Here is a 16,595-nt window from a genome sequence, read left to right as displayed (position 1 = left end):
CGGCGGGCAGATGTCCGCCGGCTCGATCCGATTTGGAAGGAGCGCGACCTTGAGTAGCGAAATCATCAAAGTTCCCGACATCGGTGGGGATACCGATGTCGAAATCATCGAGATTGCGGTGTCAGAAGGCGACGTCATCGAAGCGGAAGACACCCTGATCACTCTGGAATCCGACAAAGCCAGCATGGATGTACCGGCCCCGAAAGGCGGCAAGGTGGTCAAAGTGTTGGTGAAAGAGGGCGATAAAGTCTCCGAAGGCGACGATATCGTTGAGCTGGAAGTGGAAGGTGGCGGTGAGAGCGATGCCGAGCCAGAAGCCGCCGCAGAAGACAGCCAGCCCGAAGCCGACGCGCCCGCCAAGCAGCCAGAAGCGGCCCCTGCGCCGAAGAAAGCCAGCGGTGGCAAGCAGACCGTCGACATCAAGGTGCCTGACCTTGGCGGCTCCGATAACGTCGAGATCATCGAAGTCGCCGTGAGCGAAGGCGATGACGTCAACGCTGAAGACCCGTTGATCACCCTGGAGTCTGACAAGGCTTCCATGGACGTGCCTAGCCCGCACAGCGGTAAGATCGTGTCGCTAACGGTGAAAGAGGGCGACACCGTTTCCGAAGGCGACGTGATTGGCCAGATGGAGATCGCGGGCGAAGGTGACGATACCGACGACGCGGACGCGCCTGAGCAGGCTGACGAGTCTGCCACCGCTAACCAATCTGCCGACGCCGAAGACGATGCGGCCGAAGAAGAGGGCGGCAGCGGCGAGCCCGAACGCAAAGAGATTCGCGTGCCGGATCTGTCAGGCTCTTCTGACGTGCCGATTATCGAAATTGGTGTTGCCGCTGGCGATGAAGTTGACATCGAAGACCCGCTGATCACTCTGGAGTCTGACAAAGCCTCCATGGACGTGCCAAGCCCCTTCAAGGGCAAGATTCTGGAGCTCACCGTCAAAGAGGGTGATACGGTCTCCGAAGGTGACGTGATCGGCTATATGGAAGTCGCGGGTGCCAAGAAAGCCGCACCCAAAAAAGCGGCTCCTGAAAAGGCGGATAGCAAGCCGCAGAGCGCACCCAGCGCCAAGCAGGCTTCTCCGGCGGGTTCTCCCAGCCCCGAAGCGCAAATGGCCGCGCATAAGCCGCGTGACGGCAAGCTGGTTCACGCAGGACCCGCAGTACGCATGCTGGCCCGTGAGCTAGGCGTCGACCTTGGCCTCGTGAAGCCCAGCGGCCCGAAAGACCGCGTGCTGAAAGAGGACGTACAAGCGTACGTTAAGCAAGCCATTGCGAACCAGGGCAAAGCCCAGGCAGCCGCTCCTGCTGCCAGCGGTGGTGCAGGTATCCCCGCCGTGCCGGAAGTCGACTTCAGCCAGTTTGGTGACGTGGAAGAGAAGCCGATGGGTCGCCTGCTCAAGATGGGCGCAACGAACCTGCACCGCAGCTGGCTCAACGTACCCCATGTGACTCAGTTCGATGAAGCCGACATCACCGAGCTTGAGAACTTCCGTAAAGCTATGAAGGCGGAAGCCGAAGCCCAGGGAGCCAAGCTCACGCCGCTGCCCTTCCTGGTCAAGGCGTGTGCCTTTGCACTGCGCAAGTTCCCGCAGTTCAACGTCAGCTTGAAAGGCGACGGCGATACGCTGGTATGGAAGAAGTACGTCCATATCGGTATCGCGGTGGATACGCCGGACGGTCTGATGGTGCCCGTGCTGCGCGACGCCGATAAGAAGTCCTTGATTGAGATTGCCAAGGAGATGGCGGAGCTGGGCAAGAAAGCGCAAACCAAGAAGCTCAAGCGGGAAGAGATGACCGGTGGCTGCTTCACCATTTCGAGCCTGGGTTCGATTGGTGGCACGGCCTTCACGCCGATCGTCAACGCCCCTGAGGTCGCGATCTTGGGTGTATCGAAAGCGCAGATGAAGCCGGTATGGGATGGCAGTGCTTTCCAGCCGCGCTTGATGATGCCGCTGTCACTCTCCTACGATCACCGCGCGATCAACGGTGCGGATGCAGCGCGATTCACCGCCTTCCTGGCGGACGTGCTCACCGATATCCGTCGCTTGCTGCTGTAAGCGATCATACGAGCAAGCCACAAGCGGCGCCCTTTCGGGCGCCGCTTGTGTTTAAACGGCTTAGCCGTGTAAACGGTGGCTTGGCGCAAACAGGGTGACCAAAGTACTAACGCTGGCCACTTTGCTGTTTTTGCTCAAAAAAACACAAAATAATCGTGCTCTCAGGCTTTTGGGGAGTTGTGTCGCCTGAACGGCACGGTTATTGTCGGTTCATTGATTTCATCTATCACTACCATTCAAGACGATCATTCAAGGAGCAGTGCCATGCGTTTAATCCTGTTGGGTGCCCCCGGCGCAGGGAAGGGGACTCAGGCTCAGTTTATTTGTGAGCAGTTCAAGATTCCCCAAATTTCCACCGGGGATATGCTGCGCGCCGCTATCAAGGACGGCACTGAGCTGGGCCTGAAGGTTAAAGAGATTATGAACAGCGGTGGTCTGGTGTCGGATGACATCATCATCGACCTGGTCAAAGAGCGTATTAGCCAGCCCGACTGTGAGAATGGGTTCCTGTTTGACGGCTTCCCGCGCACCATTCCTCAGGCAGATGCCATGAAGGAGGGCGGTGTGAAACTCGATCACGTACTGGAAATCGCCGTGCCGGATGAAGAGATCGTCAGCCGTTTGGCAGGTCGCCGCGTACACCCGGCCTCTGGTCGCGTGTATCACATCGAGCACAATCCGCCCAAAGAACCGGGTAAAGACGATGTGACCGGTGAAGCGCTGATCCAGCGTGAAGACGACCAAGAGTCCACGGTGCGTAACCGCCTGTCGGTCTACCACGAACAAACCGCGCCGCTGGTGGACTACTACCAGCAGTGGGCGAAAGAGGACCCGGCCGCCGCGCCGCAGTATCACCGCGTCGAAGGCGTGGGCAGCGTGGCGGACATCACGCGCCAGGTGAAAGAAGCGCTGAGCTAAGCGCGCCGCAGCGTCACGTGTCACGATGGCCCGCAGGCTTCCTGCGGGCCATCGTCGTTTCAGGCGTGTGACGGTATACTAGAGGCCTATTTTTACGGAGTGCAACACCGCTATGTCGTCGTTATACCTTCTGGCACTGGATGCCTCCTCCAGCGCCTGTTCTGCGGCTTTGCTCCGCCAAGCAAGCGGTCAGCGTGACTGTTTGGCGCGCTATGAAATGACGCCACGCGCGCACACCAAGCGCTTGATGCCGATGGTGGACGAGCTGCTCGCTGATGCGGGCATTGCCCCTCAAGCGCTGAACGCCATTGCGTTCGGGCGTGGTCCCGGTTCGTTTACCGGCCTGCGCATTGCGGCCGGTGCTGCCCAAGGCCTGGCGTTTGGCTTGGACTGCCCGCTGCTCAGCATTTCGACCTTGGAGGCGCTCGCGCTACAAGCGCATCGGCGTTATCACTTTCGCCATGTAGTCACCGCGTTGGATGCGCGCATGGGCGAAGTGTATGCGGCCACCTGGCACTGCTTGAACGATACCCTAAGCTTACAAAGTGACGAGGTCGTCATCGCGCCCGGTGCATTCCGCTTGCCGGCCGACGAGACCGATTGGGTGGGCGTAGGCTCGGGCTTTAGCCTGTGGGATGAGTTTGCTGTCGGCGTGCAGGCCAGTATGTCGCAACATCTCACGGACTTAGAACCGCGCGCAGAGGAGATGGCCTGGCTGGCCGCGCGCGACTTGGACGCAGGCTTAGGCCGGGCGGCCCATGAAGCGCAGCCGGTGTACTTGCGCAATAATGTTGCCTGGAAAAAACCGGCATGAGCCAGCCGGTGCCACAGGTGGCCCTGCCGCCAGGGCTAACCCTGGGGTATGTGAATGGTCAGCTTGCCTTAGCGGGGGATGAGCGCCAGTACGGCAAGCCGCTCAGCGTTGATTTTGTCTCGGGCAAGGCCGCGCACCGCCGTCAGTTCGGCGGCGGCCGTGGGCAATTGGTGGCCAAAGCCTGCGGGCTTACCAAGGGCATCACGCCGAGCGTGGTTGATGCCACAGCAGGCCTTGGCCGCGACGCCTTTGTGTTGGCAAGCCTAGGCGCGCAGGTGCTAATGATTGAGCGGGTCGAAGCCATTGCGGCGCTGCTGCAAGATGGCCTTGAACGTGCCGCTAGCGCAGATGAAACGGCATTGATTGCCGGGCGAATGGCACTTCGCCATGGCGACGCCGCGGAACAGTTGGCAGCTCTCATCGCTGATGCTGAGTTTGCGCCTCAGGTCATTCATCTGGACCCCATGTTCCCCCATCGCGAAAAGTCCGCGCTGGTGAAAAAAGAGATGCGCGTGTTTCGTGAGCTGGCCGGGGATGATGACGATGCCCCGCGCTTATTAGCAGCGGCGCTGGAGGTGGCAACCCACCGCGTGGTGGTGAAACGCCCGCGTAAGGCGCCGCCCATTGCTGGGCCTGCGCCGCAGCACACGCTGGAAGGCAAAACGAGCCGCTACGATCTGTACGTTCATCGTTCACTCAGCCGCTGAGCGTGGATGAAGCAGCGTAGCAAGAGAAGGAGTCTCTATGCAGCACGAGTGGCGAGAAGGAAATCGTGTGATTCTGCTGCCGGAAGCATCGCGCTTTTTACCGGCGATGTTTGAGGCGGTGAGTCAGGCGCAGCACTACGTGCTGGTGGAGCTCTATTTGATGGAGTCCGGCGAGCTCGCAAACCAAGTCATTGACGCGTTAGAAGCCGCAACGCGGCGAGGGGTGAAAACCTATCTATTGCTAGATGGCTATGGCGCCATGGGGTTGGAGCGAAGCGACCGTGAACGTTTGCAGGCAGCGGGCGTGGCCTTGCAGCTGTTCAACCCGATTGGCTTCCACTCGCTGGCACGCAATCTTAGCCGTGACCACCGCAAGATCGTGGTGGTGGATGGCGAGGTAGCCTTCACGGGCGGGTTTGGCGCGGTGGATGAATTCCTGGAGGCCTGGTACGAAATCGCCGCCCGGGTCGAAGGGCCCGTGGTGGCCGACTGGGAGGCGCTGTTTCGTCGCTTGTGGTGTTCGCGGCTGACCCGCTATGCGTCCCCGCAAGGGCCGCGTCTGGCACTGCCGGAGGCGCGGGTAGCCGAGCCGCAGGAAGAGGGTGTCAGGGGCAGGGTCATCTCGGGGCGTGGCTATCGCTACCAGGCCATTCGGCACTCACTCTACGCGCGGGTCCACCAGTCTCGCCAACGACTGTGGTTATGTACGCCCTATTTTGTGCCGACATTTGCGCTGCGTCGTCGCCTGATTCGAGCCGCCCAGCGAGGCGTCGACGTTCGTCTGCTACTGCCCGGTGCCAAGCACGACCACCCCGGCGTGCGCTATGCGGGTCAGCGTTTTTATCAAGGGCTGCTGAGAGCGGGCGTGCGTATTTTCGAGTTCCAGCCGACTTTTATACACGCCAAGTTCGTCCTGGCCGATGAGTGGGTTAGCCTCGGCTCCTGTAACTTTGACCACTGGAACCTACACTGGAACCTAGAGGCCAATCAGGAGATCGAGGACTCGGCGTTTGCCTGCGAAGTGCAGGCGCTTTTCGAGCGTAACTTTGCCGCCAGCCAAGAGGTGGATGCCCATGCCTGGGCCGCGCGGCCCTGGTGGCAGCGCGCCCGGGAGTGGGTATATGGCGCGCTGGATGGCCTGGTGACGCGGCTCAAGTAGCGGCTACTTGCGCTTTTTGCCCTTGGCAGGGGTTTTCTTGCGGGGCTTGGGTTTGGGCGTCTCGGGGGGTACGCGGTAGTGCAGGTAGAGGTCGAGCACCAGTTCGGGCAGCTGGGCCACCAGCGCTTCCTGATTGGCCTGATCGCTGGCCATCTCGGCCATGTCGGGTTCGTCGTCAAACAGACCCGAGAGCAGCATGAAGGGCAGCAGCAGGGTGGCGGCTGCCTCTTCGTCATCCTGGAACCAGGCGCTCTCGTCGCTGAATACGCCCTCCATAAAGCCTGCACACCAGTCGCCAATAGGGGTTTCCTCGGCGGGCAGGCCATCCAGCGTTAGCTCGAAGGGCAGCTCCGGTAGGCCACCTTGCTCCAGTACCGCCATGGTGTTGTCGCGCAGTAGCGTCAGCAGCTGGATGATCTCTTCGCGCTCGGCGGCGTCGCGGTAGTTGGGTTCGCCTTGGAATAGCTCCTCTAGCCACTGCTCGGTGGGCTGCTCGCTAGGGGCAACCGCCAAGGCGACTAGAAAGCCATGGGCCGAGATCAGATCGAGGGCATCTTCGCCCACTTGCTCTGAATCGAGAAAATCATCCAGCCTGTCGAGCTGTTCATCATCAAGCAGCGGCTGAGGCGGGGCATTGTCGGGCGAGTTTGCTTCGGTCACGGTATTGCGCTCTGCCATGGGGAGCCTCGTGGTCAACGTCATCTTTGAAAACCGCTGTCGATCCGTCACAATCGAGCAACGTTACTAATGGCTAGTTTATCACTAATGAAGACGTCACCACTGCCCCCTTGGCCGCGCGATGAGCTCATGTCGCGTTCTCATGACGCGCTGCTTCAGGCGGCTCAAGAGCGCGTGGCGCAGGCCCTGGCACGCTGCCGAGAAGTCTACCCAGCGCTGCCAGCCCCAAAGGTATGGTTTGATTTGAAAGGTGCTTCAGCAGGGCAGGCGCATCTTGGGCGGGGTGGACTACGCTTTAACCCAGTGCTGTTGAAAGACAATCGACAGGCCTTCTTCGATGAAGTGATTCCCCACGAGATGGCCCACTGGCTGGTCTTTCATCTGGCCAACGGCACGCGCTTAAAGCCCCACGGCCGCGAGTGGCAGTCAGTGATGCGAAATCTGTTTGGCTTGGTGCCACGGGTGACTCACCGCTTTGATATTCAGCGTTCCCAACCGCGTCCTTATCGGTATGAGTGTGGCTGCCAAGTCCATCATTTTACCGCCAGACGTCATGCCTTGGTGGTAAAGGGGCGTCGTTATCGTTGCCGCCATTGTGATCAGACCTTGGTCTACAGCGCATTTAAAAACCTGTGATGCTATTTTAAATCATTGTTTTTAAAATAAAAAATGATAATACCAATGTCTAAAGGGAAGCCGTTCAGGACAGGTTTATGCTAGGTGAATATTACGCGCGTCGGTGTAGTCAATAATAAGGCCGACACCATTTTCTAGAGAGTGCAACTTCACGGACAAAGGCAATTTCATGAGCGAGCATAAAAACGTCTATCCAGTGCGCGATAGCATCGCTGCCAAGGCATGGGCCGATAAAGATAAATATGCGGCAATGTATCAGCAGTCCATGGACGACCCAGAAGGTTTCTGGGGCGAGCAAGCAAAACGCCTCGACTGGATTAAAACCCCCAGCAAAATCAAAAACACCTCGTTCGCCCGAGATAACGTCGATATCCGCTGGTTTGAAGACGGCGAACTTAACGTCGCGGCGAACTGCTTAGATCGCCACCTAGAGAAGCGTGGCGACCAAACGGCGATTATTTGGGAAGGCGATAACCCCAACGAATCCAAACATATTAGTTATCGCGAACTTTACGAGCGCACCAATCAGCTAGCAAACGGCTTGAAATCGCTGGGTGTTCAGAAAGGCGATACAGTAACGCTGTATATGCCGATGATTCCCGAAGCGGCCATGGCCATGTTGGCCTGCGCCCGTATCGGTGCGGTGCACTCGGTGGTATTTGGCGGCTTCTCGCCAGACGCTGTGGCCCAGCGGGTCATCGGCGCAGATTCCAAACTGGTGATCACTGCCGATGAGTCGGTTCGCGGCGGCAAGCATGTGCCGCTGAAAGAGAACGTCGACTCCGCGCTCAAGCGTGACGGCACCGATGTGTGCAAAAACGTGCTGGTTGTGAAGCGCACCGGCGGTGAGATCGACTGGCAGGAAGGCCGCGATATCTGGTTTGACGAGCTGGTCGACAAACAGTCCAGCGAGTGCCCGGCCGAGGCGATGAACGCGGAAGACCCGCTGTTCATTCTCTACACTTCAGGCTCCACCGGCGCGCCGAAAGGCTTGAAGCACACTACCGGCGGTTACCTGACTTACGCCGCCATGACGCATCAGTATGTGTTCGACTATCAAGAGGGCGAAATCTACTGGTGTACGGCGGACGTGGGTTGGGTGACCGGCCATAGCTATATCGTTTACGGTCCGCTGGCAAACGGTGCCACGACGCTGATGTTCGAGGGCGTACCGAGCTATCCGACCCACGGTCGCATGGGTGAAATCGTCGATAAGCATCAGGTCAATATCCTCTACACCGCGCCCACAGCCGTGCGTGCGCTGATGGCTCATGGCGACAACGTGATGGATTCCAGCAAGCGTGATTCGCTGCGCTTACTGGGGTCGGTGGGGGAGCCGATTAACCCCGAAGCGTGGGAGTGGTTCTACCGCGTGATCGGCAACGAGAAGTGCCCGATTGTGGATACTTGGTGGCAGACAGAAACCGGCGGCATCATGATTGCGCCGCTGCCGGGGGCCACCGACCTGAAACCAGGCTCGGCGACCACGCCTTTCTTCGGCGTCAAACCTGCCCTGGTCGATAACGAAGGCCACCAACTCGAAGGAGCTACCGAGGGCAGCCTGGTGATTCTGGACTCCTGGCCGGGGCAAGCGCGCTCTATCTGGGGCGATCATGAGCGCTTCGTTCAGACCTATTTCTCTACCTACGACGGCATGTACTTCACGGGCGACGGCTGCCGTCGTGATGAGGATGGCTACTACTGGGTCACCGGCCGGGTGGACGACGTGCTGAACGTCTCCGGCCACCGCATGGGCACCGCCGAGATTGAGTCGTCTCTGGTGGCGCACTCTGCCGTGGCCGAAGCGGCTGTAGTGGGCTTCCCCCACGATATCAAAGGCCAGGGCATCTACATCTACGTGACCCTGAACGACGGTATCGACCCCACGGACGAGCTAAAGAAAGAGCTGACTCAGTGGGTGCGTAAGGATATCGGCCCTATTGCCTCGCCGGATGTTATCCAGTGGGCGCCGGGGCTGCCGAAAACGCGTTCAGGTAAAATTATGCGCCGCATTCTGCGCAAAATTGCCGCCAACGAGTGCGATGGTCTGGGCGATACCAGCACGCTGGCAGACCCGTCGGTGGTCGATGACCTGATCGAACATCGTGCCAACCAGTAAGGGAAGCACCCCCATGAATCGTCTTGTGGGGGCTGTTTTCAATGACCAGCGTCACGCCTGGATTTATTGAATCAGGGCAAACTGCGTTAGTCTGTTGCGGTGCCGGCCATGAGCCGGCACCGCTGTTTCTGTTTGAATGACGTTCCAATAACAAATTGTGCATGTGATGCTTGGGCATGATGAAGCCCATGGGGTACCATGCTTCAACCGTATGAGCCTAGCGTCGCGGCGGCAGGCAACCCCGCTGCTCGAGGAACCGGAGGAAAATCCATGGCAGTAGCCCATAAGTTTATCGTCGCTGACGACCATCCGCTGTTTCGCGCAGCGCTTACCCAGGCGTTGCGCCAGTTGGCCCCCCAGGCCGAGATTGTCGAAGCCGACACCATGGAAGCCACCACGGAGGTCGTTAATCGACACCCCGATGCGGATTTAATTCTGCTGGATCTTCATATGCCTGGTGCCCACGGCTTTTCGGGTCTCATCCAACTGCGCGGGCAGATGCCGGATATTCCGGTAGCCGTCGTGTCCGGCAGCGATGAGCCCTACGTGGTGCGTCGTGCCATCGACTACGGTGCCTCTGGTTTTATTCCTAAATCATCGTCGCTGCAACTGATCGCGGAAGCGGTCGGCGAGATTCTGCAGGGTGAGGTGTGGTTACCGGAAGCACTAGCCAACGTACTGGAAGAGACCAGTGAAGAGGAGTCGCGCTTTGCTGAGGCGATTGCCTCGCTAACACCCCAGCAGTTTCGCGTGCTGAACATGCTGACCGAAGGCCTGCTGAATAAGCAAATTGCCTACGAGCTGAATGTGTCAGAAGCGACTATTAAAGCCCATGTGACGGCCATTCTGCGTAAGCTGGGTGTGCACTCGCGCACTCAGGCGGTTATTGCCGCGCAGAAACTGGAAGTGGAGCCGCCGAAAGTCGAGTCGTAACGGCTAACGGCAGGTGAACAGCGCCGCGCTTAGATTTTTCTAAGCGCGGCGCTGCTGTTTTTTAGGCTTACTATTAGGGTTTGGCGCGGCTGGCCTGGAGAGTACGAGTGAGCAGTGCGCGTAGGGCGGCTGGTTTCACCGGCTTGAGCAGGAGCTGGTAGCCTGCCCGCTTGATCTCTTCTGCGACGGCTTCGGTACGGTCGGCGGTGATGACAATGCCGGGAACGGCCCCTGCAAAGCGCTCACTAAGTGCTTCTAGCGCCATCAGGCCGGTGACCTCGTTATCCAGGTGATAATCTGCCAGGATGGCGTCAGGATCACCGTCCATATTGCGTAGAATCGACTTTGCCCCACCGATGCTGGTGGCGGTAAACACTTCGCAGCCCCAGCCGCTGAGCATCGCAGTCATGCCTTCTAGAATCAGTGTTTCGTTGTCGATACACACGATCCGAGTGCCTGCCAGCTTGTTGCCGCTGCGGCGGCTGTGGGGTTCTTGATGATCAGTTATCGTCGCTTCCCGTGCCGCAACGATGGGCACGCTGACCGAGAACACCGTACCTACACCCTCCCAGGAGCGCACCTTGATGGGGTGATCCAGCACGCGGCTCATGCGATCAGCGATGGAGAGTCCCAGCCCCAGGCCTTTTTCACTCTCTTTATGACGGGAAACCTGATCGAGGCGTCGGAACTCTTGAAATATCTCCGTCAATTTGGATTCGGGAATCCCTGGCCCGCTGTCCCATACTTCGATCAGCAGTCGCCCTCCTTGGCGGCGGCAGCCAAGCAGCACGCGCCCCTCTTGAGTGTAGCGAATCGCGTTGGAGAGGAAGTTCTGCACGATCCGGCGCAGCATCTGCGGGTCGGAATCCACCCACTGCTGAGTGGGCACAACGTCAAGATCCAAGCCGCGATCATCGGCCATCACCTCAAACTCAGCGCGTAGTGGGCGGAAAATATCGGCCAGGGCAAAGTGGCTGCGCCGAGGTGTCAGCGCCCCTGCATCCAGCTTGGAGATATCCAGCAGCGTGCCTAGTAGCTCTTCGGCCGCTTGCAGCGAGTTATCGATATGGCCAATGGTGCGCTGGGTGTCGCTGGCGGTGACGTTCTGCATCAGCGCAGAGGTAAACAAGCGCGCGGCATTCAGAGGTTGCAGTAGGTCGTGGCTGGCGGCAGCCAGGAAGCGGGTTTTCGAGGCGTTGGCGTCTTCCGCGAGCTGTTTCGCTTGTCGCAGTGCCTGCTCCGCTTCGGCACGCACACGGTTCTCCTGGCGAAGCGCGGCGTTGGCTTCGGAGAGCGCCTGGGTACGCTCGCGCACCCGCTCTTCCAGGGTTTCGTTGGTCTCTTTGAGGGCAATTTCTGCTTGGCGGCGCTCGGTAATATCTTGATACAGCGCGAAGAAACCCAAAATCGACTGGCTGTCACCAAAGTGCGGGGTGTAGGTCACCAGCATATAGCGCATGGCGTCGTTGACCTGCATGGAGACTTCAAAACTGACCCGCTCACCGGCCAGGGTGCGCTGTACCCAGGGCACCCGTTCTTCGGCCTGTTTCACCGGCAGCACGTCTTCGTAGCGCCGCCCAATCACCGCGTTGCGGTCGATGTTGAACGCCTGCTCGTAGGCGCGGTTGGTAAAGAGATAGCGGCTCTCTTTATCGAAGTAGGCAATCAGCGCCGGGACGTTATCGGTATAGATGCGGATATTGTTTTCTGAGCGGATCAGCGCCTCTTCGATACGCTTTTGCTGGGTAATATCCTGATAGGTGTAGACAAAGCCGCCGCCGGGCATCGGGTTGCCCTGTACTTCCAGCACGCTCCCATCCTGGCGGTAGCGCACGTAGCGGTGGGGTTGGCCATCGCGAATGTTATCCAGCAGCAGTTGCACGTGCTCTTCCGGGTCGCCAGGGCCGTACTCGCCGTTGTGGGCGTTGTAGCGGAAGATGCGATCCATCGGTGCGCCGACGCGAATGATGTGGTCGGGGAAGCGGAACAGCTCTAAATAGCGCTGGTTCCACACCACTAGGCGCAGGTTCTGGTCGACCACGCTAATGCCTTGGTTGATGTTCTCGATGGTGGCTTGTAGCAGGGCACGGTTGAACTCCAGCACCTGGGAGGCCTCATCCACGATGGAGATCACATCGGAAATACCGATGCCTCGCCCTTGAAGGGCAGAGTTCACCACGATCCGCGCCGACGATGCCCCCAAGACAGAGGCGAGAAACCGCTCGGTGAATTGGATCACGTCGATGGAGGCGCGGGTGCCATCGTCCAGCGGCTTGCCCGCTCGGCGTGCGTAATCATCGAAGGCACGGTCGACTTGGCCCGCGCCTAAGAAGCGCTCACACAGCACTTTCAAATCGCCCACCGTTGTGGCCCCTGTCCAGGGGCGATTAACGGAGGTTTGGCGAGTTTCGACGCTATCCACAAACAGCGACGCCTGAATGCGTTCGACTACCCGCTGGGAGGTGATCTGTGAGACAAAGATATAGCAGAACAGATTGACCCCTAGCGAAAGCATCACGCCATGGGTAAAGGCATCGCCCATGTTCAGGCCAAACAGCGCCGTCGGCGACAGCCAGTTAAGCCCCAGCGGGCCACCGGCAAGCCACGCTTGAGGCAGTACACCAGCGTTAATCATGGCGGGCATGAGCAGGCTGTACGCCCAAATAGCAAAGCCCACGTTCATGCCCACAATGACGCCTAAGCGGTTGCCGCGCTTCCAGTACAGCCCGCCAATCAGCGCCGGAGCAAACTGGGCCGCCGCTGCAAACGAGAGCATGCCGATGGAGGCCAGCGAGGTGAATTCGCCAATCAGTTGGTAAAAGCCGTACGCCATGGCCAGAACGGCCACGATAGTGAGGCGGCGAGCGCGCAGCACCAAACGGCCATAGTCTCTGGCTTTGGTGTCGAACCAGCGCAGCCTGAAGAGCGCCGGGATCACAATTTCGTTCGAGATCATGATGGAGACCGCCACCGCCGCCACAATCACCATGCCCGTTGCGGCAGAGAATCCGCCGATAAACGTGAGCAGCGTGAGCCACTGCTGGCCGGAGGCCATGGAAAGGGCGAGCGCATAGGTGTCGGGCTCCACACCGCTTTCTGAAAACAGCAGCAGACCAGCGGCGGCCAGGGGAACTACGAAAAAGGCAATCGCCAGCAAGTAAAGCGGAAACAGCCAGCGTGCTTTAGTGGCGTCGTTAGGGTGAATGTTCTCGACCACCGCCACATGAAACTGGCGGGGTAGACACAGGATTGCCAGCATGGCGAGCAGGGTCTGCGCCCAGAAGCTCTGGCCAAAATCCTGATTAGCGAGCTGGCGCTGAAGTTCAAGCTGACTCTCTGCGTGCCCCATCAGCTCACCCAGGCCATCGAACATGCCCCAGGTAACAAAAGCGCCGAGCACGACAAAGGCCAGCAGCTTGACCAATGACTCAAACGCGACGGCGTGGATTAAACCTTCATGATGTTCAGTGGCATCGGTATGCCGCGTGCCGAATAGAATGGCAAAAATGGCCATCACTACTGCCACATAAAAGGCCGTATCGCCAAACAGTGGCGTATGAGTAACATCGGAAGCGTCGGTGAGCACGCTGAACGTGGTGGAGACCGCTTTTAGCTGTAGCGCGATGTAGGGCAGGGTGCCGACAAGGGCGACCAGACTAGCAAAGGCGGCCAGCGATTGGGTTTTACCGTAACGGGAGGCGATGAAGTCGGCAATGGAGGTGACGTTTTGGTGCTTAGCAACGCGGATCATCTTCGCCAGCACAGGCCAGAAGAGCAAAAACGTCAGAATAGGCCCGACAAAGATACTGGCAAATGACCAGCCCGCGGTGGCAGCTTGACCCACCGCGCCGTAGAAGGTCCATGACGTACAGTAGATAGCGAGCGCTAGGCTATAAATAATCGGGCGGCGCCGGCTAGCGCCGTGAGTGCGTGCACGCCGGTCGCCAAACCAGGCAATACCAAACAGCACTGCAATATAGAGCAGTGACACCGCGACCAGCAGCCCGCCATGAAACATAGTGTCTCCTCACCAATCGTACTTTTAACTGTACCTTTAAATAGCGCGTACTGAGCAGTACGTCTAAACAGCACGTCTAAACCGGCCTTCGCCCAGCAAAGGGCTCCATTCTAGGCGAAGGGGCGGCGCTACGTCTGCCGTTCGTTGGCCAGTTGGCAAACGGTGGTCAGCAGCGGTGAGGTGTCGCGGAGTGTGCGTAGCTCATTGAGATCCGCGTCCCCGGTCTCTGGGTTTAGCGGAATCAGCTCTCGGCTTGAGCAGTTGAGGATGTAGGGCTGCGTGGTGATCAGGTCCGTATGGCGGCGCTCAAACTGGTAAAGAATAAACTTGGCCACCAGATCGCCATCGACGGTTTGGGCACGTACATTCTCGCTATCCACCACACTAAAAGTGGTGGTGATCGGGAAAATAAGCGTCCAGGGTCGCCACATGTTGCTGGACGTGTCGCTGGAAATCACTTGGGCCGTTTCCGGCAGCTGCAGCTGCTTATGCTCGAACCAGTCATACTCAAATTGAACCTGATAACCCAGCATGCCCAGCCCACCAAACACCGGCACGATCCATTTGGGTAGCCGCTTACGGCTGATTGTTCGAAGCAATAGGCCGATACCTGCCGCGGCAAGGCCTGCAAACACGGCGGCCACTAAGTGCCAAATCATACTATTTCCTTCTGAAAAGCCATCGGGCTTCCCTGAGGAAGCCCGATGGAAGATGGTTCCGTTCGCTATTGGCCGACGGCGCAACAGAGTGGAACGATTATGACTTAGTGATCAACCGCTGCACCAGCACCTTTCGGATAGCGTACGCTTTCCACCAGGTCCTGAATTTCTTGCGGCGGCGCATCGGTGGCGTTAGAGACAACGAAGGCCACAGCGAAGTTGATCAGCGCGCCTACAGCACCAAACGAGAGCGGTGAAATGCCCAGTATCCAGTTATCCGGCGTATTGGCCAGCATGTTGGTGCCCGGAATAAAGAACCAGCCCAGGTAGGTGAAGATGTAGAGCAGGGTGCAGATCAGACCTGTCAGCATACCGGCAATTGCGCCTTTGTTGTTCATGCGCTTAGAGAAGATACCCATCATTAGCGCAGGGAACAGCGAGGCACCGGCAATACCGAAGGCAAGTGCTACCGTTTGAGCGGCAAACCCAGGTGGGTTAAGGCCCAAGTAAGTTGCTAGTAGGATCGCACCGGCCATGGAGATACGTGCTGCCAGCATTTCGCCTTTTTCGGAGATTTTCGGGTTGATCATGGTTTTGATCAAGTCATGACTGATCGCTGACGAGATTGCCAAGAGCAGACCCGCTGCCGTAGAGAGTGCCGCTGCGATACCGCCCGCTGCAATTAAGCCCACTACCCAGCCTGGTAGGTTGGCAATTTCAGGGTTCGCCAATACCAGGATGTCGTTGTTTACTTCTAGCTCGTTACCTTCCCAGCCGCGATCAGAAAAATCAGCCGCATTGTTGTACATCTGGATACGACCGTCGTTGTTCAGGTCGTTGTGGGTAATCAGGCCAGTCTCTTCCCAAGTGCGGAACCAGTCAGGGCGATCTTCATAGAGGATGGGGTTAAGAGCGGCTTCTTCATAGTTTTCCACCTGCCCAGCCATATCTGGATAGACGGTTGTAGCCAGGTTGAGACGTGCCATTGAGCCAACCGCAGGAGCGGTTAAATACAGCAGTGCGATGAAGACAAGTGCCCAGCCCGCTGACCAACGTGCATCGGCTACTTTCGGTACAGTAAAGAAGCGGATAATAACGTGGGGCAGACCGGCAGTACCGACCATCAGCGATAGAGTGAACAACACCATGTTCAGCTTGTTATCAACGTCTGCGGTGTAGTCTTGGAAACCCAGTGCATTGACCACATCGTCAAGCTTCGTGAGTAACGGAATGCCGGACTCTGTATGTGTGCTGAACATGCCGAACATCGGGATTGGGTTGCCGGTAAGCTGCATGGCGATAAACACCGCCGGGATAGTGTAGGCGATGATCAGTACCACGTACTGAGCAACCTGCGTATACGTGATGCCTTTCATACCGCCGAAAACAGCGTAAAGGAAGACGATAAACGCGGCGATCCAGATACCCCAGGTGTTGCTCACTTCTAGGAAGCGGGAGAACGCAACGCCTGCACCGGTCATCTGGCCGATAACGTAGGTCACCGAGGCTACGATCAAACACACAATCGCCACTAAACGCGCGGTGTTACTGTAGAAGCGGTCGCCGATGAAATCTGGAACGGTGAACTTGCCGAACTTACGCAGGTAAGGGGCAAGTAGCATCGCCAGGATAACGTAGCCCCCGGTCCAGCCCATCAGGAAGGTGGAGTTAGCGTAGCCGCCAGAAGCGAGCAAGCCCGCCATAGAGATAAAGGATGCCGCCGACATCCAGTCGGCCGCTGTGGCCATGCCGTTGGTGATCGGGTGTACGCCGCCACCGGCGACATAGAAGTCTTTGGTGGAGCCCGCTCGCGCCCATATCGCAATCCCGATATAGAGGGCAAACGAGGCGCCAACAAACAGTAAGTTAATTGCAAACTGGCTCATGCTGGC

12 protein-coding genes are annotated in these 16,595 nt (G+C 58.4%); 8 read left to right on the top strand and 4 right to left on the bottom strand.

From position 1 onward, the window contains the following. Positions 1 to 49 precede the first annotated feature (49 nt). The 5 genes from aceF to L1249_RS05425 all read left to right on the top strand — a co-directional run bounded on the left by aceF (position 50) and on the right by L1249_RS05425 (position 5,660). Entirely contained in the window at positions 50 to 2,062 is a 2,013-nt protein-coding gene (gene aceF / locus L1249_RS05445) for a pyruvate dehydrogenase complex dihydrolipoyllysine-residue acetyltransferase (protein WP_228168339.1), read from the top strand. Between the two features lie 264 nt (positions 2,063 to 2,326). Further along, entirely contained in the window at positions 2,327 to 2,980 is a 654-nt protein-coding gene (adk, locus tag L1249_RS05440) for an adenylate kinase (protein ID WP_044628727.1), read from the top strand. Positions 2,981 to 3,092: 112 nt separating this feature from the next. Then, positions 3,093 to 3,794, top strand: coding sequence for a tRNA (adenosine(37)-N6)-threonylcarbamoyltransferase complex dimerization subunit type 1 TsaB (gene tsaB / locus L1249_RS05435; RefSeq protein WP_228168338.1), 702 nt, complete (start codon positions 3,093 to 3,095; stop codon positions 3,792 to 3,794). Then, complete coding sequence (locus tag L1249_RS05430) at positions 3,791 to 4,501, top strand: class I SAM-dependent methyltransferase (protein ID WP_044628725.1); 711 nt, start codon at positions 3,791 to 3,793, stop codon at positions 4,499 to 4,501. The genes tsaB and L1249_RS05430 overlap by 4 nt, the downstream gene beginning before the upstream one ends. Positions 4,502 to 4,538: 37 nt before the next feature. Next, on the top strand, positions 4,539 to 5,660 hold the full coding sequence (locus tag L1249_RS05425) for a phospholipase D-like domain-containing protein (protein ID WP_044628724.1): 1,122 nt from the start codon (positions 4,539 to 4,541) through the stop codon (positions 5,658 to 5,660). A gap of 3 nt (positions 5,661 to 5,663) precedes the next feature. Here the strand turns inward: L1249_RS05425 and L1249_RS05420 are convergent, their stop codons facing one another. Beyond that, on the bottom strand, positions 5,664 to 6,338 hold the full coding sequence (locus L1249_RS05420) for a YecA/YgfB family protein (RefSeq protein WP_044628723.1): 675 nt from the start codon (positions 6,336 to 6,338) through the stop codon (positions 5,664 to 5,666). Between the two features lie 129 nt (positions 6,339 to 6,467). On the opposite strand from L1249_RS05420, the gene L1249_RS05415 reads away from it, so the two are divergent. The 3 genes from L1249_RS05415 to L1249_RS05405 all read left to right on the top strand — a co-directional run bounded on the left by L1249_RS05415 (position 6,468) and on the right by L1249_RS05405 (position 10,026). Continuing rightward, positions 6,468 to 6,974, top strand: a complete 507-nt coding sequence (locus L1249_RS05415) for a SprT family zinc-dependent metalloprotease (protein ID WP_228168337.1) — start codon at positions 6,468 to 6,470, stop codon at positions 6,972 to 6,974. A 169-nt stretch (positions 6,975 to 7,143) separates the two neighbouring features. Beyond that, positions 7,144 to 9,093, top strand: a complete 1,950-nt coding sequence (gene acs / locus L1249_RS05410; protein WP_228168336.1) for an acetate--CoA ligase — start codon at positions 7,144 to 7,146, stop codon at positions 9,091 to 9,093. Between the two features lie 270 nt (positions 9,094 to 9,363). Then, positions 9,364 to 10,026 carry a LuxR C-terminal-related transcriptional regulator gene (locus L1249_RS05405; RefSeq protein ID WP_016916171.1) on the top strand — a complete coding sequence of 221 codons (663 nt, stop codon included), beginning with the start codon at positions 9,364 to 9,366 and terminating at the stop codon, positions 10,024 to 10,026. Between the two features lie 73 nt (positions 10,027 to 10,099). On the opposite strand, the gene L1249_RS05400 is transcribed toward L1249_RS05405, so the two are convergent. The 3 genes from L1249_RS05400 to L1249_RS05390 form a co-directional block, all read right to left on the bottom strand. Beyond that, positions 10,100 to 14,044 carry a NahK/ErcS family hybrid sensor histidine kinase/response regulator gene (locus L1249_RS05400; RefSeq protein WP_228168335.1) on the bottom strand — a complete coding sequence of 1,315 codons (3,945 nt, stop codon included), beginning with the start codon at positions 14,042 to 14,044 and terminating at the stop codon, positions 10,100 to 10,102. Positions 14,045 to 14,172: 128 nt separating this feature from the next. Then, the gene (locus L1249_RS05395; protein ID WP_172416486.1) at positions 14,173 to 14,703 is read right to left on the bottom strand and encodes a hypothetical protein; all 531 of its coding nucleotides are present in this window, start codon (positions 14,701 to 14,703) and stop codon (positions 14,173 to 14,175) included. Between the two features lie 104 nt (positions 14,704 to 14,807). Further along, positions 14,808 to 16,589 carry a sodium:solute symporter family protein gene (locus L1249_RS05390; protein ID WP_074211532.1) on the bottom strand — a complete coding sequence of 594 codons (1,782 nt, stop codon included), beginning with the start codon at positions 16,587 to 16,589 and terminating at the stop codon, positions 14,808 to 14,810. Between the last annotated feature and the right edge of the window lie 6 nt (positions 16,590 to 16,595).

Source organism: Halomonas sp. Cn5-12 (assembly GCF_021532545.1).
GTDB lineage: Bacteria > Pseudomonadota > Gammaproteobacteria > Pseudomonadales > Halomonadaceae > Vreelandella > Vreelandella aquamarina.
The sequence above is the reverse complement of the archived record's forward strand: the minus strand, read 5'-3'. Positions and strand labels throughout refer to the sequence as shown.

Bases quoted from the DNA above. Each gene is read 5' to 3' on its own strand.
- L1249_RS05420 (WP_044628723.1), bottom strand. From the start codon at position 6,338: ATGGCAGAGCGCAATACCGTGACCGAAGCAAACTCGCCCGACAATGCC.
- L1249_RS05390 (WP_074211532.1), bottom strand. From the start codon at position 16,589: ATGAGCCAGTTTGCAATTAACTTACTGTTTGTTGGCGCCTCGTTTGCC.
- tsaB (WP_228168338.1), top strand. From the start codon at position 3,093: ATGTCGTCGTTATACCTTCTGGCACTGGATGCCTCCTCCAGCGCCTGT.
- L1249_RS05425 (WP_044628724.1), top strand. From the start codon at position 4,539: ATGCAGCACGAGTGGCGAGAAGGAAATCGTGTGATTCTGCTGCCGGAA.
- adk (WP_044628727.1), top strand. From the start codon at position 2,327: ATGCGTTTAATCCTGTTGGGTGCCCCCGGCGCAGGGAAGGGGACTCAG.
- L1249_RS05395 (WP_172416486.1), bottom strand. From the start codon at position 14,703: ATGATTTGGCACTTAGTGGCCGCCGTGTTTGCAGGCCTTGCCGCGGCA.
- L1249_RS05405 (WP_016916171.1), top strand. From the start codon at position 9,364: ATGGCAGTAGCCCATAAGTTTATCGTCGCTGACGACCATCCGCTGTTT.
- acs (WP_228168336.1), top strand. From the start codon at position 7,144: ATGAGCGAGCATAAAAACGTCTATCCAGTGCGCGATAGCATCGCTGCC.
- L1249_RS05400 (WP_228168335.1), bottom strand. From the start codon at position 14,044: ATGTTTCATGGCGGGCTGCTGGTCGCGGTGTCACTGCTCTATATTGCA.
- L1249_RS05430 (WP_044628725.1), top strand. From the start codon at position 3,791: ATGAGCCAGCCGGTGCCACAGGTGGCCCTGCCGCCAGGGCTAACCCTG.
- L1249_RS05415 (WP_228168337.1), top strand. From the start codon at position 6,468: ATGTCGCGTTCTCATGACGCGCTGCTTCAGGCGGCTCAAGAGCGCGTG.